The following is an 18,548-nucleotide window of genomic DNA, read 5'->3' on the forward strand; positions in this document are numbered from 1 at the left end:
AGATGGAGAGCCTTGCCGAGCGCCGCCTTCGGCTGATGGGGCCGAACGTGCCGACGTTTTACCGCGACCCGGTGCACATCGTGCGCGGCGAGGGCGTTTGGCTCTGGGATGCCGACGGCCGGCGCTATCTCGACTGCTACAACAACGTGCCGCATGTCGGGCATTGCCACCCGCGCGTGGTGGAGGCGATCAGCCGTCAGGCCGGCATTCTGAACACTCACACGCGCTACCTGCACGAGGGGATCCTGGACTACCTCGACCGGCTCACGGCGCGGTTCGATCATGGGCTGACCCAGACGATCCTGGTGTGCACGGGGTCGGAAGCCAACGACGTCGCGTTGCGGATGGCGGAGGCCGTGACCGGCAAGACCGGGATCATCGCCACCGACAACACCTACCACGGCAACACCCGCGCCACGAGCCAGCTCTCCACGCGCCGGCCACCCATCGGTGGCTATCCCGGCCACGTGCGGCTGGTGCCTGCGCCCGACAGCCTGCATCCGGTGGGCGGATCGCCGGAAGGGCAGGCGCAGGCTTTCGCCGCCGAAGTTGCCCGCGCCATCGCGGAGCTGGAGGAGGCGGGGCACGGGTTCGCGGGCTTCATGCTCTGCCCGGCCTTTGCCAACGAGGGGCTGCCGGTGCTGCCGCCGGGGTTTCTCGACCCGACAATCGCGGTGGTCCGCGCGGCCGGCGGCCTGGTGCTTTGCGACGAGGTGCAGCCGGGTTTCGGGCGGCTCGGGAGCGCGTGGTGGGGACATGCGCACATGGGGTTCGCGCCGGACGTGGTGACGCTCGGCAAGCCGATGGCGAACGGTCATCCGGTGGCCGCGGTGGTCTGCCGCCCCGACGTGATGGCAGCTTTCCGTGGCGCCTTCGGCTATTTCAACACCTTTGGCGGGACCCCGGTTTCGGCGGCGGCCGCATTGGCAACGCTGGAGGTGATCGAGGCGGAAGACCTGGTCGGAAACGCGCGGGACGTTGGCGCCCATGCGTTCGGCCTGCTGCGGGGCCTGTCTCACCCACGGATCGCCGAGGTGCGCGGACTCGGGCTGTTCCTAGCCGTGGAATTCGTCTTGGAAGACGGCGCGCCCGCGACCGACTTTGCGGAGGAGGTCGTGGAGCGGATGCGGCAACGAGGGGTCCTTCTCAACCGGATCGGGCGGAAGATGAACATCCTCAAGATGCGCCCGCCGATGGTCTTTGCCCGCGACAACGCAGAGATGCTCGCCGCCACGCTGGCGGACGTGCTGGACGGGATGCCCGCGTGACCGCTGATCGGATGACCGCGATTGCCAAGGCGGCGGCGGTGGCCTGGGGCGGATGCCGTGGCACGCCGAGGCTGGTTGCGCAGCGCGAGAACACCGTGTTCGACCTTCGGCTCGCGGACGGTACCCGGGTGGCGTTGCGGCTGCACCGGCAAGGCAACGTCGATCCGGTCGCGGTCGGCGCGGAACTGGCCTGGACGGAGGCGCTTGCCGAGGCAGGTGTCGCCTGCCCCGCACCGCGTCGCACCCTTGCCGGAGAGTTGGCGGTCGACTGCCAGGGGCAGCTCGTTTCGGCCGTGGCCTGGATCGATGCACCGCCTCTTTCCGAGGCGCCGGGCGACCCCGTGCAGCAGCATCACCGGCTCGGCGCCACCCTCGCCGACCTGCATTCGGCCGCCGACAGGCTCCGCCTCTGCCCGGTGCCGCGCCGGACCTGGAAGCGGGACGACCTGATCGGCGAGGTGCCACGGTGGGGCGGCCATTGGCTCAATCCCGCCCTGGACGACGCGGAGCGCACCTTGCTCGCGGAAGCACGGGATGCGGCGCGCCGGCAGCTCGCCGCCGTTTCGCATCCGGATGTGGGACTGATCCATGCCGACACGCTGCGGGAGAATGTGCTCGACGACGGTGCGCTGCTGTGGCTGATCGATTTCGACGACAGCGGGTTCGGATATCGCGGCTACGACCTCGCCACCGCGCTGATCCAGCAGATCGACCTACCGGGATGGGAGAGGCGCGCCGAGGCGCTGCTGGAGGGTTACCTGTCCCGCCGACCCGACGCCGCGCCGCTGCGCGGCGACCTCGCGATGTTCGTGCTGATCCGTGGGCTGGCGACGGCCGGCTGGATCGTCGACCGGGCGCCGCACGATGACCCGCGCCAGAGGCTCTATGCCGAGCGGGCGCTTGCCGCGGCGCGGCTTTATCTCGGCGGGTAGGCGGTCAGACGATCACCTCGAGCGCTTCCTGCTCGCCCACGCCGAAGACCCGCTTGTAACGCGCAACCTCGTCGGCCGGGCCCATCGACTTGTTGGGATTGTCGGAGAGTTTGACGGTCGGATTGCCATTGGCGCTGACCGCCTTGCAGACCAGCGAGAACGGGCGCAGCGCGTCGTTCGGCACCAGCCCGCGGAAATCGTTGGTCAACAGGGTGCCCCAGCCGAAACTCACCCGGACCCGGCCCTCGAACTGGCGGTGCAGCTCGAGGATCTTTTCCACGTCGAGCCCGTCGGAGAAGATCACCAATTTCTTCCGGGGATCCTCGCCACGGGATTTCCACCACTCGATGGCGGTTTCGGCGCCGGTCGCCGGGTCGCCGCTGTCGATCCGCATGCCGGTCCAGCTCTCCAGCCAATGCGGCGCGCGTTTCAGGAAGCCCTTGGTGCCGAACGTGTCGGGCAGGATGATCCGCAGGTTGCCCTCGTGCTCCTCCTGCCAGTCCTCGAGCACCCGGTAGGGCGCCTTTGCCAACGCCTCGTCGGTCTCGGCGAGCGCTGCGTAGACCATCGGCAGTTCATGCGCATTGGTGCCGATCGCCTCCACCTCCTGGCGCATCGCGATCAGGCAGTTGGAGGTGCCGATGAAGGTGTCGCCCAGGCCTTCGATCAGCGCCTGCACGCACCAATCCTGCCACAGGAAGGAATGCCGGCGGCGGGTGCCGAAATCGGCGATGCGCAACGCGGGCACCTTGCGCAGGCGCTCGACCTTTTCCCAGAGCTTGGTCATGGCGCGGGCGTAGAGCACCTGCAGCTCGAACTTCTCCATCCGGTTCAGGACCGCGCGGCCGCGCAACTCCATCAGGACGGTGAGCGCCGGGATCTCCCACAGCATGACCTCGGGCCAGCTGCCCTCGAAGGTTAGTTCGTATTGCCCGTCGCGTTTCTCCAGGTGGTAGTCGGGCAGGCGCAGCGCTTCGAACCACTCCATGAAGTCGGGGCGGAACATCTGGCGCTTGCCGTAGAAGGTGTTGCCGCGCAGCCAGGTGCTTTCGCCCCGGGACAGCGACAGCGACCGGATGTGATCGAGATGCTCGCGCAGTTCGCCCTCGTCGATCAGTTCGGCGAGCCGCACGTCCTTGGTCCTGTTGATCAGGGAGAAGGTGACGCGCGCGTCCGGCTTGTTGCGAAACACCGACTGGCACATGAGAAGCTTGTAGAAATCGGTGTCGATCATCGACCGGACAATCGGGTCGATCTTCCACTTGTGGTTCCACACCCGCGTGGCGATGTCGATCATGAAGCCCCCGTTGCGCTGCTGCGGTGCAGGCTATCTTTCGAGGGCGCCGAAGAAAAGGGGCCGTCACCCGGTGCCTGCCGCGGCCATTCGGCCTAGCGGAGCGATCCGACGCGAGCCGGTGGAGCCGCGCCGGCCGAGCCTGCGACCTTCGCGTCGGAAGCCTCCCTTGCCGGTTCGGGTCGACGCGCCGTGGCGGCAACGTTTTGGATGTCGCCGGTCTCCTGCGGTGCTGTCCGGGCACGCCGGCGCCCCCGCGCTTCCAGCAGCGCCATGTGCAGGTCGTGCTTGCGGAACGGCTTGGTCACGACGTCGTCCATCCCGGCCAGAAGGCACATCGAGCGGTCCTCGGGAAAGGCGTTCGCGGTCAGGGCAATGATCGGGGTCGGGACGTCGCCGTCCTGCGCCTCCCTCTCCCGGATCTCTCGGGTTGCCTCCAGCCCGTCGAGGATCGGCATGTGCATGTCCATCAGCACGATATCCGGCCGGCGCAGGACAAACAGATCCACCGCCTCGCGGCCATTCACGGCAAAGACCGTCTCCAGGCCCATGGCCGAGAGCATCTTGTCGATGAGCAGCGTGTTCGTCCTGTTGTCCTCGGCCACCAGCACGACCAGCCCGGCAAGTTCCGCCGCATCCGGGACGGGGGGCGCTTCGGGCAGCCTCGGCGCGGTCGTCTCGACCGTGGTGGCGACCGGCACACTCAGCGAGACGTGGAAGACCGAGCCCTTGCCGGGCCGGGACTCCGCCGAGATCTCGCCGCCCATCGCCTCGGCCAGAAGGCGCGAGATCGAGAGCCCGAGCCCGGTGCCGCCGAACCGGCCAGCGACGTTGGCGTCGGCCTGGGTGAAGCTGTCGAAGATGTGGTCGATCCGCTCCATCTCGATCCCGATGCCGGAGTCGCGGATCGAGATCAGGAAATGGCACTGGGTGCCGTCCATGCGCAGGCTGACCTCCACGCGGACGAACCCGTCCTCGGTGAACTTGATGGCGTTGCTCAGCAGGTTGAGGAGGATCTGCCGCCACCGCCCGTCGTCGCCGATCACGCGCGCCGGCAGGTTCTGCGGCAGGACCAGGCTCAGCTCCAGCCCCTTGGCCTCGGCCAGCGGGAACACCAGTTCGACCGCGTGGCGCAGACATTGCTCCGGCGAGAACGGCTCGGCGACCACGTCGAGCCGGCCGGATTCGAGCTTGGAGAAATCGAGGATGTCGTTGACGATCGCGAGCAGCGCCTCCCCGGAGGAGGTGATCGTCCGGACCAATGTGCGCTGCGCCTCGTCGAGCGGGGTCTCGAGCAGCAGATCGGCCGTTCCGATCACGCCGTTCATCGGGGTGCGGATCTCGTGGCTCATGGTGGCGAGAAAATTGTGGCGGGCGCGTACGGCGTCCTCGGCCGCCTGCCGGGCTGCCGCCACCGCGTGCTCCCGCCGCTTCGCCTCGCTGATGTCCCGCTCCACGCTCACCATGTGTTCCAGCTCGCCGGAATCGTCGAACACCGGCGCGATGCTGACCTCGACCCAGATCGGATGACCGCCCTTGTGCCGGTTGATGATCTCGACCCGGACGGGCCGGCGCTCCGCCCGCGCGGTGTTCAATTTCCTGATCGCCGCTTCGCTGGTCTCCGGGCCGTTGAGGAAGTTCACGTTGCGCCCGACAGCTTCGGAAAAGCTGTACCCGGTCACTTCGGTGAAGGCGCGGTTCACCCAGGAAATGAGACCGTCGCTGTCGCTGATGATGACACTGTCGTTGGCGCGCTCCGCAACGTGGGCGAGGCGGCGGGTGGTCTGCCGGGAGCTTTCCAGGGCGACGTTGGCGTGGGCAAGGTCGCGCGCGCTCTCCAGAGTGGCCATTTGCATGACGCTTCGGCGCTGGCGTGTCTTGTGCAGGTGCCGTGAGAAGGCCCAGACCACATAGCCTATGAGCAAGGCGGCGGACACGTCGTAATAGCTTGCCCTGTCGCCCCCGAATGGCCCAATGATCGCGTAGATCAGGATCAGCGCGAGCGTCGCGCTGTAGGTCGCGATCCGGACCAGCGCAGCCTTGCCGTGCAGGCCGTAGAGCATGGAGGCATCCAGCAGCGCCGCCATGCAGAGCGCGCCCGCCAGGGTCTGCGCGTCATGTCCGCCGAGCCGGTGCACCAGCGCCACGAACAGGGTCAGCGTCAGGGCCTGAAACCCGCCCGTCAGGGTGGTGACGGCCTCGGCCCGGGCATAATCGGCGCCCATCGTGCCGCGCTTGCCGTAGTGCCTGAGGACCGCGCAATCCAGCGCATCGCCGAGAACGACGATCGCCGCGATCAGCAGTGTCGTGCCGATGTCGGCCATTGTCAGGAAGATCGGGAAGCAGACGACCACGAGCATCTGGCGCGTCCAGAAGTGCCGCGAGCGACCGCGACAATAGGACAGGAAGCGGCCTTCGACGCTACGGCTGGCGCGAAATTCGGCAAGGCTTCGGTCTGCAGCCTCGGTTCTCGGGTCCATTCCCTCTCCGTCCGGTCAAAGCGCAGCGGTCTGGCTGCGGCCACGGCAGGCAGGAAACCAGAAACTGGTTCCCGTTTGCTTAATGTCCGCCGACCCGGGCAATCAGCGGCCGTCCAGCACGACTCCGGCGTCGAGCATGGAATCGAGGGCCGCTTCCAGGGAACCATCGAGGTCGATCGCCCTGCAGCAGGGAAGGTCGACCGTTACCGCGTAGCCCAGCCGTGCCGCGTCGACTGCGGAATAGTGGACGCAGAAATCGGTGGCCAGGCCGACCATCCGCAGCCGCTCGACCCCGCGGGTGCGCAGGTAGCCGTCGAGACCGGTGGGGGTTTCGTGGTCGTTCTCGAAGAACGCGGAATAGCTGTCGATCTCGCGCCGGAACCCCTTGCGGATGATCAGGTCCGCCGGATCGGTCAGGAGATCGGGGTGGAACTCGGCGCCCTTGCTGCCCTGCACGCAATGGTCGGGCCAGAGCACCTGCGCGCCATAGGGCATCTCCGTCACCTCGAACGGGTTCTTGCCCGGATGCCGGGAGGCGAAGGAGCCATGATCCGCCGGGTGCCAGTCCTGGGTGAAGACCCGCACCGGGAAGTCGGGGAGCATGGCGTTGATCGCAGGCACGATCTCGTCGCCGCCGGGCACGGCAAGCGCGCCGCCGGGGCAGAAGTCGTTCTGGACATCGATCACGATCAGGGCTTCGGTCATGGCAGACACCTCCTGCCCCCTTGGCTAGGCAAGCTGGGGCCCGCGGTCAATCGGGCTTGTTCTTGCGGGGCGTTCCGGCCTAGGGAAACGGCCATGCTGACCGTCGCCGCGCTCTATCACTTCACCCGTTTCGACAACCCCGACGCCCTGCGCGCGCCGCTCAAGGCGCTGTGCGAGGCCGAAGGCGTGCGCGGCAGCCTGCTGCTGGCCGCCGAGGGGATCAACGGCACCATCGCCGGACCGCCGGACGGGATCGCCCGGGTCCTCGCCCATATCCGCGCCCTCCCCGGCTGCGGCGGGCTGGAATGGAAGGAGAGCCAGGCAGAGGCCATGCCGTTCGGCCGCATGAAGGTCCGGCTCAAGCGCGAGATCGTCACCATGGGCCAGCCGCAGGTGGACCCGACCGCCGCCGTCGGCCGCTATGTCGACCCGGCAGAGTGGAACGCGCTGATTTCCGCGCCGGATGTCGCGGTGATCGACACCCGCAACGACTACGAGGTCGCCATCGGCACCTTCGAGGGAGCGGAGGACCCGGGGATCCGGTCGTTCCGCGATTTCCCGGCCTGGTGGGAGGCGAACCGCGAGCGGTTCCACAACAAACGGATCGCGATGTTCTGTACCGGCGGCATCCGTTGCGAGAAATCCACCAACTACCTGATGGGGCTTGGCGAGGCCGAGGTGTTCCACCTCAAGGGCGGGATCCTGAAGTACCTCGAGGAGGTGCCGGAGCAAGACAGCCTCTGGCACGGCGAATGTTTCGTCTTCGACCAGCGGGTCGCGCTGAAGCACGGGCTCGAGCAGGGCAGCCACGCGATGTGCCATGCCTGCCGCCGCCCGGTGTCCGAAGACGACCGCCGCTCCGATGCTTTCGAGGAGGGCGTTTCCTGCCCGCGCTGCATCGAGGAGTTCTCCGACGCGGATCGCGAGAGGTTCCGGGAGCGGCAACGCCAGGTGCGTCTCGCCGGAGAGCGCGGCGAGAAACATCTGGGCGCCGAGGGCTGATCCCGCTTAGTCACCCGCCGCGATGCCGGGCAGCCAGTCGAGGATGTGGCCGGCGGTCTCCGACAGGAACGCAGGCTCGTACATCGGCATGTGCCCCGCGCCCGCGACGATCCGGGGTCGGCTGCCGTAGTAGAGACCGGTCAGGTGGACATCGAGCGGCGGCACGAAGCGGTCCTTTCCGGCGCCGATCACCAGCAGGTCGGAGCGGGGGCCGGGCAGCGGCGCGAAGGGCGGGAAGCCCGAGGTGCGCGCCGTCGCGGCGAGCGCCTCGTCGGTCAGGCGGCTGAGAACGGTGCGGAACTCCGCCTCGGAGATGCCATTCGGAAACATGTTGTCCCGGATCACCCGCGGGTCGGTCGCGGCGACCCCGAAGAAGGACAGGTCGAACATCGCCTTCCAGAGCGCAAGGTTGGTCGTGGCCATCTCCATCGACGCGCGCCAGAGCCCGTAGGGCGGCGCCGAGCAGAGCAGCACCGTCGCCGCCGGGCGCCCGCCGCGCCGCAACAGGTTCTGCGCGACGGCCCCGCCCAGCGAATGACCCACGACGACCGTGGGCCGGCCAATGGCGGCCAGGGCCTCCGCCAGGGCGCCGGTGAGCGTGTCGAGACCCGGCCCGTCGAAGAGCGATGCGCCCGGGAGCGCCGCCGCGAGGGCGTCGAGCGCCGCGCCCGCATCGCCGCCCTGCATCGCTTGTGACAGCACGCGGTCCAGAACGCCGGGATCCGTGGCCATGGTCGCGCCAACGGGGCGGCCCGGCAGGCTCATGGTCCAACAGCGGTGCCCTGCCTCGGTGAAATGGCCGAGCCAGCGCTCCGTCCAGACCCAGCCGCCCGCAGACATGCCGTGCAGGAACAGCAGGTCGGGCAGATCTCCCGCGCCTGCCGCCTCGTGGCGGGTCAGGGACCAGCCCTGGTAGCTGTCGAGCGTGATGTCTTCGGAGGGGCTAGCTGTGGTGTGCATCGTGATCCGTCCTGACGCGACCTGTGTCCACCTGCAGGATATCGCATGTCGCGCCAGAACATGCTGCGACGCAGCGTCTATGGTGGCGTCTCCAACCACCGCCCTGTGACAGCATCACCACCATCGGGGCAAAACCGCCGACTGAGTCCGGACACGCTTTGCCACCGCAGCGGCCCGCGTCCTAGATTCCCGCCAGACAGCGCGGGGCGGTGCGCCGCCCCCGATAAAAGACGTGCCCGACGAGCAGGACGTAACCCGTGCAAGACACCACCAGTTCCGCCGACCAGCCGGTGGACCACCCGCCGCTTCTTGCCGTCGATCTCGACGGCACGCTGATCCGCAGCGACATGCTTCTGGAAAACTGGTGGAACGTGGTCTCCCGCGATATTCCTGCCGCCGCGCGGGCGCTCAGGGCGCTGCCGGAGGGCAAGGCAGCCTTCAAGAAGGCGCTGGCGGATACGGCCAAGGTGGATGTCAGCAAGCTGCCCTACAACGACGAGGTGCTGGCGCGTATCCAGAGCCACCGCGACGCCGGTGGCCGCGTGGCGCTGGTGACGGCCTCTGACCAGCAGGTCGCGCAGCAGATCGCCGACCATCTCGGCATCTTCGACGAGGTGCATGGCTCCGACGGCGAGACCAACCTCAAGGCGGACCGCAAGGCGGCCTTCCTGATCGAGCGGTTCGGCCGTGGCGAATACGACTACATCGGCGATCACGAGGCCGATCTCGAGGTCTGGAAAGGCGCCCGCAAGGCGATCACCGTCAATGCGCCCGACGATCTGCGCACCGGCGCGGAAGCTGCGGCCGCCGAAGGTGCGGAACATCTGGGGCGCGCGGAGCTCGCCGGCCCGAACAAGTCCTGGCTGCGCGCGGTCCGTCCGCACCAATGGGCGAAGAACGTCCTGATCTTCCTGCCGGTTCTGATGGCGCACAGCCACGATCCGCGCGACTGGGTGGCTGCGGTGCTGGCCTTCGTCGTGTTCAGCATGATCGCCTCCAGTGTCTACCTGCTGAACGACCTGCTGGACCTGTCCGCCGACCGCGCGCACCCGCGCAAGTCGAAACGTCCGCTGCCCTCGGGCGAGATGGCGTTGCTGCACGGGTCGCTGCTGGCGCCGGCACTGTTGCTTGGCGGGCTGCTGCTGGCCCTGCTGCTCCTGCCATTCGACTTCTTTCTCGTCCTGCTGGGGTATTTCATCCTCACCACCGCCTATTCGCTCAACCTCAAGCGCCGGCTGGTGATCGATATCTGCACCCTCGCCACGCTCTATACGGTGCGCATCATCGCCGGCGGGGCGGCGACGGGCATCCTGATCTCTCCCTGGCTGCTGGCCTTCTCCGGCTTCCTGTTCCTGTCGCTGGCGGCCATCAAGCGGCAGGCCGAACTGATCAGCGACGTCGCCGCAGGGCGCGAGGGCTCCGCCGGGCGTGCCTATGTCACCTCCGACATTCCCGTCGTCTCGGGCATGGCGCTGACCGCAGGCTACGTATCCGTGCTGGTCCTCGCGCTCTACATCAGCACACCGTCGGTCTCGCTGATCTACGAACGCCCGAAGCTGCTCGGCGCGGTTTGTGCGATCCTACTCTACTGGATCAGTCGCGTCGTCATGCTCACCCACAGGGGCAAGATGCACGACGATCCGGTGGTCTTTGCCCTGAAAGACAGCACCAGCCGCATTTGCGGCGTCATGATTTTGCTGATCGCCGCCGCCGCCTCCTTCGGCTGAGCCTCCGACCGGGTCGAACTTGAAATTCGCCCCGGAAGCCGCTTTACCGGTGTGAAACACGGGGAACCGGCCCATGACCCTCAAGAGTCCGAAGTTCAACGAAAAGCTGGCGGCGCTGCTGGCGCAGATCTATCCGGACGCGGATATCCCGCAGCTCCGGGAGGACACGATCGCGGCGTTCTGGCCCGAGGGCACCGCCTCGCGCAGCCGTACCCGGCCGCCTGGCAACAACCTCTGGGACGAGACGGACACGCTGGTCATCACCTATGGCAACAGCATCGTCGACGGCGAGCATCGCCCGCTCGACCTGCTGCGTCATTTCCTCCAGGAGAACGTGTCCGGGGTCATCAGCGGCGTGCACATCCTGCCGTTCTTCCCCTTCACCTCGGACGACGGCTTTGCCGTCACCGACTACCGCAGCGTGAACTCGAACCTCGGCAACTGGTCGGACATCAACCGCATCGCCTCCGAATTCAAGCTGATGTCGGACCTGGTTCTGAACCACGTCTCCAGCTTTTCGATCTGGTTTCACGAATACCTGCAGGGGCACCCGCCCTACGACAAGTTCTTCTTCGAGGCCTCGCCGGAGGACGACCTGAGCGCGGTGGTCCGGCCACGCACGTCGTCGCTGCTGCGCGAGGTTCAGACCGCCAACGGCCCCCGCTGGGTCTGGTGCACCTTCAGCCACGACCAGGTCGACCTCGACTTCCGCAACCCCGAGGTGCTGCTGGAGTTCCTGCGGGTGATGCGGCTGCATATCGACAACGGTGTGCGGATCATCCGGCTCGACGCCGTGGCCTTCGTCTGGAAGGAGATCGGCACCTCCTGCATCCACCTGCCGCAAACCCACGCCATCGTGCGCCTGATGCGGCTGCTGTTCGACTATGCCTCCGAGCCCGTGGTCCTGCTGACCGAGACCAACGTGCCCAATGCCGAGAACCTCTCCTATTTCGGCAACATGAACGAGGCGCATTCGATCTACAATTTCTCGCTGCCGCCGCTGATCCTGCACGCCATGCTCAACGGCACCAGCAGCGCGCTCAGCCGATGGCAGATGGCGATGCCCCCGGCCCAGCTCGGCTGCGCCTACCTGAACTTCACCGCCTCCCATGACGGGATCGGCGTGCGCGGCGCCGAGGGGCTCTTGCCCGACACCGAGATCGGATCCATGGTCAAGGCCGTGCGGGATTTCGGCGGGCTGGTCTCGATGCGCTCGATGCCGGACGGCAGCCAGAAACCCTACGAGCTGAACATCACCTGGTTCGACGCGATGAAGGGCACGGTCGACGGGCCGGACGACCTGCAGTTCGAGCGTTTCCTCTGTAGCCAGACCATCGTGATGGCGCTGGAGGGGCTGCCGGCCTTCTACATTCACTCCCTGCTCGGCACGCCGAACGACCATGCCGGCGTCGAGAAGACCGGGGTGAACCGCGCCATCAACCGGCACCGCTGGGACTACCCGACCCTGCGCGAGGCGCTGGCAGATCCCGAGACGATCCACGCCCGCGTGCTGGCCGAGATGAAGCGGCGGATCTCCATTCGCATCCGCCAGAAGGGATTCCACCCCAACGCCACGCAGTTCACCCTGCACCTCGGGGAATCCCTGTTCGGCTTCTGGCGGCAGAGCATCAACCGGGAGCAGTCGATCTTTGCCATCCACAACGTGACCCGCGAGCCCGTCACGATGGCGCCTCATGCGATCAACCTGATCGGCGGCGAATCCTGGGTGGATCTGCTGAGCGGCGAAGCCATCGACCCGCTCGGCGAAGACGTGACCTTCGCCCCCTACCAGTGCCGCTGGATCAGCAATCGCCACTGAGAACGCGGGCACAAGAACGCGCGGCCGCCTCTCCGCGCGTCCTTCAGTCCGAGATATCAATCGGCGTCATCACGCCCTCGCGCAGGATGGCGTCCCAATCCCAGGCGATTCCGATCCCCGGTTCAGGTGAGGGCCGTGCCAGCCCGCCTTCGATGGTCATCCCCTCGGGGGCGATGACGTCGAGTTGCGGGATGTACTCGAGCCAGCGCGCGTTCTCCACGGCGCAGACCAGGCTGACGTGCAGCTCCATCAGGAAATGCGGGCAGATCGGGACGTTGTAGGCCTCGGCCAGGTGGGCGATCTTCAGCCAGGGCGTGATGCCGCCCACGCGCGCGACATCCGCCTGCACGATGCTGGCGCCGCCGGCCTCGAGATATTCCTTGAACTGCGAGAGCGAGTACATGCTCTCGCCCACCGCTATCGGCACCGATGTCCGCGCGGCCAGATTGGCATGGGCGGTGACATCGTCGGCCGGAAGAGGTTCCTCGAACCAGGCGATGCCCGCCTCCTCCAGGACCCGGGACCGCCGGATCGCTTCCGGCAGGGTGAAGCTCTGGTTGGCGTCCACCATGATCTCGTAGCCGGGTCCCACAGCCTCGCGGAGCGCCAACAGCCGGGCGCGATCTTCTGACAGATGCGGCTTGCCGATCTTGATCTTGGAGCCGAGAAAACCGCGCGCCTGAACCGCGAGAGCGTCCTCGATGAGCGCCTCCGGCTGGATGTGAAGCCAGCCGCCCTCGGTGGAGTAGAGCGGAATGGTCTCGCGCGCGCCACCTGCCATGAGCCACAGCGGCAACCCCGCGCGCCGGCACCTGAGATCCCAGAGCGCCACGTCCACGGCCGCCATCGACAGCGACGTGATCGCTCCGACAGCGGTCGCATGGGTGGCAAAGAGCATGTCGTGCCAGATCCCCTGGATCGCCTCCGCATCCCGCCCGATCAGCAACGGCACGAGGGTGCGCTCCAACAGCTTGATCACGGACGGGCCACCGGTTCCGATCGTGTAGGTATAGCCGGTCCCCACGGCACCGTCCGCATCCGTGATGCGGATCATTGGCGTTTCCTGGCTCTGGAAGGACTGGATGGCGTCCGTACGAAGCACCTTGGGCTTCAGATCCACCATGAAGATCTCGACGCGCTCGATCCGGGCCATTTCTCATATCCCCATTGTTTAGGCAGCACCGGCGATCCGCAGGCGCCGTTCGTTGTCTCAACTCGGTAACATTGATCCACGGCAGGCTTTCACGCCGCCGGTCAGCTCTCGGCGCCACCTGCAAGGCTGGTGGCGGTGCGCCGCTCGCCCGCGACCGGCGTGTTGACCGGATAGCGCGGCGCCTCGCCCCTGGCGAAGCGAACGGCCTCCTCGGCGACCTTGCGTTTGAGTTCCTGCGCGGATTCCTCCGAGTACCAGCCCATGTGCGGCGTCACGATGCAGTTGTCGAATCGAAGCAGCGGCGAACTTGCCGCGAGCGGTTCGGATTCGACCACGTCGATGCCCGCCCCGCTTAGCTTGCCGGAGGCAAGCGCCTCGGCGAGCGCCTCCTCGTCGATGATGCCGCCGCGGGCCGTGTTGATCAGGATCGCGCCGGGTTTCATCCGCGCAATAGCGCCCCGATCGAGGATGCCGCGGGTTTCGTTCGACAGCGGGCAATGGACGGAGATCACGTCGGCCTCGCGCAGCAACTCGTCGAAGTCGACCTCGTCGGTACCCGGAAGCTGGCGGCATACCCCCGGCTTGTACGGATCGCAGAGCACCACGCGGCAGCCCAGCGCGGAGGCCTTCTCGGCGAAAAGCCGTCCGATCCGCCCGACCCCGAGGACGCCGACCGTCATGTCCTTGACCCTGCGAACGGGGATCGTGAGCCGGTAGTCCCACTCCCCCCGATGCGCGGCCGCCGAGATCATCGGGATCTTGCGCACGAGGGCGAGCATCAGCCCGAGCGCATGGTCGGAGACCTCGTACATCCCGTAATCCGGCACGTTGCAGACCTGTACGCCGTGGCGCGTAGCGGCCTCGAGATCGACGGTATCGACGCCCACGCCGTAGCGTACGATGATCCCGAGCGACGGCCTGAGCGCCGCCAGCACCCGGTCGGTGAACGGACCGTACTGCGTGAGAATGGCGTTGGCGCCCTCGCACTGGGCGATCAGGTCGTCCTCGCTTCGGCAGGCGTAGTGCTCGAACCCGAGTCCGGCGTCGGAGAGAACCTTCTGCTCGATGCTCATCGACTCGTGGTCGCAATCGGAGACTACAATCTTCATCAGACCTTCTTTCAGTTGCTTTGTGTCGGGGGTCAGCGGCCGAGGTAGCCGCCGTCCACCGGAAGAATTGCGCCGTTCACGTAGTCGGACGCTCCGGAAGCGAGGAACAGCAGCGGGCCCTTCATGTCCTCGGCCGTGCCCCAGCGGTGCGCCGGGATGCGTGCGGAGATCTCCGCATTGCGCCCGGCGTCGGCGAGCAGGGCGCTGTTCATGTCGGTCGCCATGTAGCCCGGTGCGATCGCGTTCACGCAGATACCGCGTCCTGCCCATTCGTTGGCCAGCGCCTTGGTGAGCTGGGCGATGCCGCCCTTGCTCGCCGCGTAGGCCGGCACGGTCAGACCGCCGAAAAAGCTGAGGAGCGAGGCGACGTTGACGATCTTGCCGCCGCCCTGCGGCAGCATCACCCGCGCCGCGCGCTGGCAAAGATCGAACACGGCGGTCAGGTTCACCTCCAGGACATCGGACCAGTCCTCGAGCGGGAATTCCTCGCTCTTGTGGCGGCGCTGGACGCCCGCGGCGGTGACGAGGATGTCCAGCCGCCCGTCCAGAAGCGCTAGCGCTTCGTCAAAGCCCCGGCCCCGCGCAATGGCGTGAGAGAGGTCCACGACGAGCCCGTGACAGGCCAGCCCCCGCTCCCGAAACGCACCCGCCACGTTGTGCACGCTGTCGCCGGACCCGAAGATCACCACTTCCGCGCCTGCTTCGAGCAGGGCCTCCGCCATGCCCTTGCCAAGGCCGCGCGTCCCGCCGGTCACGATCGCCTTCCGGCCCTCGAGGTCGAACATGTTCATCGCCGCAAACCCCTCTTGCGTCACGCCTGGCAGTCCACGAGCACCTTGACGGCGTTCACGTCCGGATCGGCGATCATGTCGAAGACGCTTGCCGATCCCGAGAGCGGCACCTTCTGGGTGATCACCTTCTCCAGATCCGCCGCAAGCGTCTCGGCATAGGCCACCGACATCCCGAATTCGCGCAGCGTGTAGACGCGGGAGCCGACCAGGATCTGCTCCTTGAAGTTCATGTCGCGCAGGTCCACCGCCCGCGGTTCCTTGTGGATCCCGGTCATGCAGATCGTGCCGCCGACGCGGGCGATCTTCGTCATCTCCGCGGCCGCGTTCGCGACGCCGGAGCATTCGAACACGATGTCGACGCCCTCGCCTCCGGTGCTTTCGCCGATGTAGTCGACAAGGCTGGTCTGCCCGACATTCACCGTTTCGAACCCGAACTCGCGGCAGAGCCCGAGGCGCGCCTCGTCGACATCGGAGATCACGATGCTCGAGGCGCCGGAATGCTTGAGCACGATCGCGGTCAGGACGCCGATCGGCCCGGCGCCGGTGACGACCGTCGTGTCGAGCAGGTTGAACCGGGCCTGGTGCAGAGACCGCACCACGACGGCCAGCGGCTCGACCAGCGCGGCGATCTCGTCGGAGACCGTGTCCGGAACCTTGAAGAGCACGTCCTCGTCGATCCAGGCATAGTCGGCCATGCCGCCATCGCGGTCGATGCCTATGAGCTTGAGCGTCTCGCAGACATGCGGCTGGCCGGTCCGGCAGGGCAGGCAGTGACCGCAGGACAGCAGCGGATAGGCGACGACGCGGTCGCCGGGGGCAAAGCGGCCGGAGCCGTCCTTGATCTCCTCGACAGCACCGACGAACTCGTGCCCGAGGACCAGCGGCGCCTTGGCGCGCGGGTGCTTGCCGGCGAAGATGCCGATGTCCGTCCCGCAAACGCCGCAGAAACGCATCCTGACCTTTGCCTGTCCGCTGCGACCTTCCGGGACCGGAACGTCCTGCACCTCGACCTTCTTCGGGCCCGTGTAGACCAGCGCCTTCATCTTTACTCACTCCTCTGGAAACGACAGCCGGCATCGCGTCGACCCATCGCATGTTCGTTTGATCCTGCGCATCGGGGACGCGCCTGTTCCTTGATCCGCCGACAAGCCGCCGCGCCCCTCCCGGCTCCGTGGGAAGTACGCGTCACGCTCGACATGCGCTTGCTCTCGAGGCCTCCTGCTCCGCAGCCGCTTCAAGCTTGTCCCAGTCGAAGGTGACGCCGATGCCCGGCGTGCCAGGCGCCACCGCCAGATGGTCCTGCAGCACGACGGGGCGGGTCGTGTAGTGGTCGATGGGGAAGGAATGCAGCTCGATCCATCCCGCGTTGGGCTGGGCGGAGACGAGGCTCACGTGCAACTCCTGCATGCCGTGGCTGCAGATTGGGATTCCGTGTTGGCGGGACAGGTCGGCGACGCGGAGCCACCCGGTGATACCACCGCAATTCGACGCATCGGGCTGCACAAACGACAGCCTGGCCTGCTCGAAGGCGTATTCGAACTCGTGGATCGTGTGGAGATTCTCGCCCATCGCCAGCGGCATGCCCGTCGCTTCGGCAATCCGGCCGAAACCCGCGTAGTCGTCCGGAATGGTCGGTTCCTCGAACCACATCAGGTTGAATGGCTCGAAGGCGCGCGCCGCCTCGATCGCCTGCTCGACACTCATCGAGTAGTTGGCGTCGACCATGAAGGCGACCTCGGGGCCGATCAGGTCGCGCACCGCGGCGATGCGCTCGACGTCCTCGGCGAGCGTCGGTTGGCCGATCTTGATCTTCACGCCGTTGGCCCCGTCCGCAAGATAGCCGCGGATCGAGTCGAGCAGCTTGGGCAGGGGAAAGTTGAGGTCGATGCCGCCGAAATACGCATTGCAACGGTCGGAGGCACCGCCTGCGACCTGCCACAGCGGCTTGCCGAGACGCTTGCAACGGGCGTCCCAGAGCGCGATGTCCACCGCCGAGATCGCGAAGGAGGCGATGCCGCCGCGCGCGACGTAATGCATGTGCCACTGCATCGCGTCGTAGAGCGCCTCCACGTCGTCCCCGTCCCGGCCCAGCACGAACGGCGCGAGGTCGTATTCGATCATCGCCAGGATCGACCGCCCGCCGCGCCCGCCGGTATAGGTGTAGCCGGTGCCCACCGTGCCGTCGGAAAGCGTGACGGTCGCGGTGATCAGCTCGAAATGGGAATGATCGCCGTGCTTGGCGTCGGTCAGGATCTCGTCGAGCGGAACCGCGAAGCACCGTGCGTCGAGCGACTTGATTGCTGGCATCTCAGGCTCCCTGTTTCGCCGCGGCCCGCGAGAAGCGGGACTGCAGGAGGATGACCACGAAGAGGAACATGCCGCGCACGACCATCTGCCAATAGGCGGAGAAGCTGATCACGCCGCGTCCGTTCTCGAAATTGAGGATGTTGAAAACAAGGCCCAGCAACAGCGCGCCGGCGACCGTTGCGGGAACGGAACCGAGGCCGCCGGTCAGCAGCGTGCCGCCGACCACGACCGACGCGATGGCCGAAAGCTCCCAGCCCACCCCTTCGAGCGGCTGGCCTGCACCGAAGCCGGAAGCGAGGATCACGCCGGCAAGCCCGGCGCAGCCGCCGGACAGGATGTAGACGAAGGCCTTGGCCCGGTCGACGGGCAGGCCCATCATCCGGGTCGCGTCCTCGCCGCCGCCGATTGCCTCGACCGTGCGTCCGATGGAGGTCTTTTCCAGCACCACCCAAAGGCCCACGGCTAGCACCATGACCACGATGATCGACCAAGGCAGAAGCCCGCCGACATTGCCCATTCCGAACTTGGTGAAGTTCGACCCCCAGTCGACTGAGATCGTCTGCCGGCCGGAAATCACCAGCGCGCCGCCCTTGGCGCCCAGCATCGTCGCCAGGGTGGCGATGAATGGCGGAATGCGCATCTTGATGACGAAGAACGCATTGAGCGCGCCGATCGCCATGCCGGCCAGGATGCCGCCCGGAAGCGCCACCTGGATGCCGTAGGGCGACAGGTAGGCCACGCAGACCGAGGTGAAGGCCACCACCGACCCGACCGAGAGGTCGATGCCGCCGGTCATGATGACGAAGCACATGCCGAGCGAGATGGCGATGAACATCGAGTTGTAGTTCAGGAAAGAGCTGATGTTGTAGGCGCCGGTGAAGTTGTCGTAGCGCAGCGCACCGAACAGGATCATCGCCACGAGCGCGATCCAGACGCCGACGGACTGGCCATTGCCTTGCAGGTATTTCCGGAGATCGAACGCGTTGGTATCGAGCATGCCG

At 66.9% G+C, this 18,548-nt stretch carries 15 protein-coding genes; 5 read left to right on the forward strand and 10 right to left on the reverse strand.

What is annotated here, in order from left to right; genetic code table 11:
- Positions 1-2 precede the first annotated feature (2 nt).
- Together CHB86_RS18355 and CHB86_RS18360 are read left to right on the forward strand one after the other, a co-directional pair.
- The gene (locus tag CHB86_RS18355; protein ID WP_089234560.1) at positions 3-1,268 is read left to right on the forward strand and encodes an aspartate aminotransferase family protein; all 1,266 of its coding nucleotides are present in this window, start codon (positions 3-5) and stop codon (positions 1,266-1,268) included.
- The gene (locus CHB86_RS18360; RefSeq protein WP_141134928.1) at positions 1,265-2,200 is read left to right on the forward strand and encodes a phosphotransferase enzyme family protein; all 936 of its coding nucleotides are present in this window, start codon (positions 1,265-1,267) and stop codon (positions 2,198-2,200) included. The genes CHB86_RS18355 and CHB86_RS18360 overlap by 4 nt, the downstream gene beginning before the upstream one ends.
- Before the next feature lie 4 nt (positions 2,201-2,204).
- On the opposite strand, the gene pncB is transcribed toward CHB86_RS18360, so the two are convergent.
- The 3 genes from pncB to pncA all read right to left on the reverse strand — a co-directional run bounded on the left by pncB (position 2,205) and on the right by pncA (position 6,679).
- Positions 2,205-3,497, reverse strand: a complete 1,293-nt coding sequence (pncB, locus tag CHB86_RS18365) for a nicotinate phosphoribosyltransferase (RefSeq protein ID WP_089234562.1) — start codon at positions 3,495-3,497, stop codon at positions 2,205-2,207.
- 92 nt (positions 3,498-3,589) lie between these two features.
- Entirely contained in the window at positions 3,590-5,974 is a 2,385-nt protein-coding gene (locus CHB86_RS18370; RefSeq protein WP_089234563.1) for a hybrid sensor histidine kinase/response regulator, read from the reverse strand.
- 102 nt (positions 5,975-6,076) lie between these two features.
- Entirely contained in the window at positions 6,077-6,679 is a 603-nt protein-coding gene (gene pncA / locus CHB86_RS18375) for a bifunctional nicotinamidase/pyrazinamidase (protein ID WP_089234564.1), read from the reverse strand.
- A gap of 93 nt (positions 6,680-6,772) precedes the next feature.
- On the opposite strand from pncA, the gene trhO reads away from it, so the two are divergent.
- Entirely contained in the window at positions 6,773-7,681 is a 909-nt protein-coding gene (gene trhO, locus CHB86_RS18380) for an oxygen-dependent tRNA uridine(34) hydroxylase TrhO (RefSeq protein WP_089234565.1), read from the forward strand.
- Positions 7,682-7,687: 6 nt separating this feature from the next.
- Here trhO and CHB86_RS18385 read toward each other — a convergent pair whose 3' ends face one another.
- On the reverse strand, positions 7,688-8,641 hold the full coding sequence (locus tag CHB86_RS18385) for an alpha/beta fold hydrolase (protein WP_089234566.1): 954 nt from the start codon (positions 8,639-8,641) through the stop codon (positions 7,688-7,690).
- 257 nt (positions 8,642-8,898) lie between these two features.
- Between CHB86_RS18385 and CHB86_RS18390 the strand changes: the two genes are divergently transcribed.
- A complete protein-coding gene (locus tag CHB86_RS18390; RefSeq protein WP_217898336.1) occupies positions 8,899-10,368 on the forward strand; it encodes a UbiA family prenyltransferase in 1,470 nt (489 codons plus the stop codon).
- A 73-nt stretch (positions 10,369-10,441) separates the two neighbouring features.
- Positions 10,442-12,187, forward strand: coding sequence for a sugar phosphorylase (locus CHB86_RS18395; protein WP_089234567.1), 1,746 nt, complete (start codon positions 10,442-10,444; stop codon positions 12,185-12,187).
- A gap of 43 nt (positions 12,188-12,230) precedes the next feature.
- Here CHB86_RS18395 and CHB86_RS18400 read toward each other — a convergent pair whose 3' ends face one another.
- The 6 genes from CHB86_RS18400 to CHB86_RS18425 all read right to left on the reverse strand — a co-directional run bounded on the left by CHB86_RS18400 (position 12,231) and on the right by CHB86_RS18425 (position 18,544).
- A complete protein-coding gene (locus CHB86_RS18400) occupies positions 12,231-13,340 on the reverse strand; it encodes a mandelate racemase/muconate lactonizing enzyme family protein (protein WP_089234568.1) in 1,110 nt (369 codons plus the stop codon).
- A gap of 101 nt (positions 13,341-13,441) precedes the next feature.
- Entirely contained in the window at positions 13,442-14,449 is a 1,008-nt protein-coding gene (locus tag CHB86_RS18405; RefSeq protein ID WP_089234569.1) for a C-terminal binding protein, read from the reverse strand.
- A gap of 32 nt (positions 14,450-14,481) precedes the next feature.
- Complete coding sequence (locus tag CHB86_RS18410) at positions 14,482-15,240, reverse strand: SDR family oxidoreductase (RefSeq protein ID WP_089234745.1); 759 nt, start codon at positions 15,238-15,240, stop codon at positions 14,482-14,484.
- Between the two features lie 20 nt (positions 15,241-15,260).
- Positions 15,261-16,283 carry a zinc-dependent alcohol dehydrogenase gene (locus tag CHB86_RS18415; protein ID WP_089234570.1) on the reverse strand — a complete coding sequence of 341 codons (1,023 nt, stop codon included), beginning with the start codon at positions 16,281-16,283 and terminating at the stop codon, positions 15,261-15,263.
- 142 nt (positions 16,284-16,425) lie between these two features.
- Positions 16,426-17,547 (reverse strand): mandelate racemase/muconate lactonizing enzyme family protein, encoded by a 1,122-nt coding sequence (locus CHB86_RS18420; RefSeq protein WP_089234571.1) that lies wholly within the window; start codon positions 17,545-17,547, stop codon positions 16,426-16,428.
- 1 nt (position 17,548) lies between these two features.
- Entirely contained in the window at positions 17,549-18,544 is a 996-nt protein-coding gene (locus tag CHB86_RS18425; RefSeq protein ID WP_089234572.1) for an ABC transporter permease, read from the reverse strand.
- Positions 18,545-18,548: the final 4 nt, after the last annotated feature.

Source organism: Tropicimonas sediminicola (assembly GCF_900188335.1).
Lineage (GTDB): Bacteria > Pseudomonadota > Alphaproteobacteria > Rhodobacterales > Rhodobacteraceae > Tropicimonas > Tropicimonas sediminicola.

Excerpts from the sequence above, each read along its gene's own strand:
- CHB86_RS18355 (WP_089234560.1), top strand. The coding sequence starts at position 3 with ATGGAGAGCCTTGCCGAGCGCCGCCTTCGGCTGATGGGGCCGAACGTG.
- pncB (WP_089234562.1), bottom strand. The coding sequence starts at position 3,497 with ATGATCGACATCGCCACGCGGGTGTGGAACCACAAGTGGAAGATCGAC.
- CHB86_RS18370 (WP_089234563.1), bottom strand. The coding sequence starts at position 5,974 with ATGGACCCGAGAACCGAGGCTGCAGACCGAAGCCTTGCCGAATTTCGC.
- pncA (WP_089234564.1), bottom strand. The coding sequence starts at position 6,679 with ATGACCGAAGCCCTGATCGTGATCGATGTCCAGAACGACTTCTGCCCC.
- trhO (WP_089234565.1), top strand. The coding sequence starts at position 6,773 with ATGCTGACCGTCGCCGCGCTCTATCACTTCACCCGTTTCGACAACCCC.
- CHB86_RS18385 (WP_089234566.1), bottom strand. The coding sequence starts at position 8,641 with ATGCACACCACAGCTAGCCCCTCCGAAGACATCACGCTCGACAGCTAC.
- CHB86_RS18395 (WP_089234567.1), top strand. The coding sequence starts at position 10,442 with ATGACCCTCAAGAGTCCGAAGTTCAACGAAAAGCTGGCGGCGCTGCTG.
- CHB86_RS18400 (WP_089234568.1), bottom strand. The coding sequence starts at position 13,340 with ATGGCCCGGATCGAGCGCGTCGAGATCTTCATGGTGGATCTGAAGCCC.
- CHB86_RS18405 (WP_089234569.1), bottom strand. The coding sequence starts at position 14,449 with ATGAAGATTGTAGTCTCCGATTGCGACCACGAGTCGATGAGCATCGAG.
- CHB86_RS18410 (WP_089234745.1), bottom strand. The coding sequence starts at position 15,240 with ATGAACATGTTCGACCTCGAGGGCCGGAAGGCGATCGTGACCGGCGGG.
- CHB86_RS18415 (WP_089234570.1), bottom strand. The coding sequence starts at position 16,283 with ATGAAGGCGCTGGTCTACACGGGCCCGAAGAAGGTCGAGGTGCAGGAC.
- CHB86_RS18420 (WP_089234571.1), bottom strand. The coding sequence starts at position 17,547 with ATGCCAGCAATCAAGTCGCTCGACGCACGGTGCTTCGCGGTTCCGCTC.
- CHB86_RS18425 (WP_089234572.1), bottom strand. The coding sequence starts at position 18,544 with ATGCTCGATACCAACGCGTTCGATCTCCGGAAATACCTGCAAGGCAAT.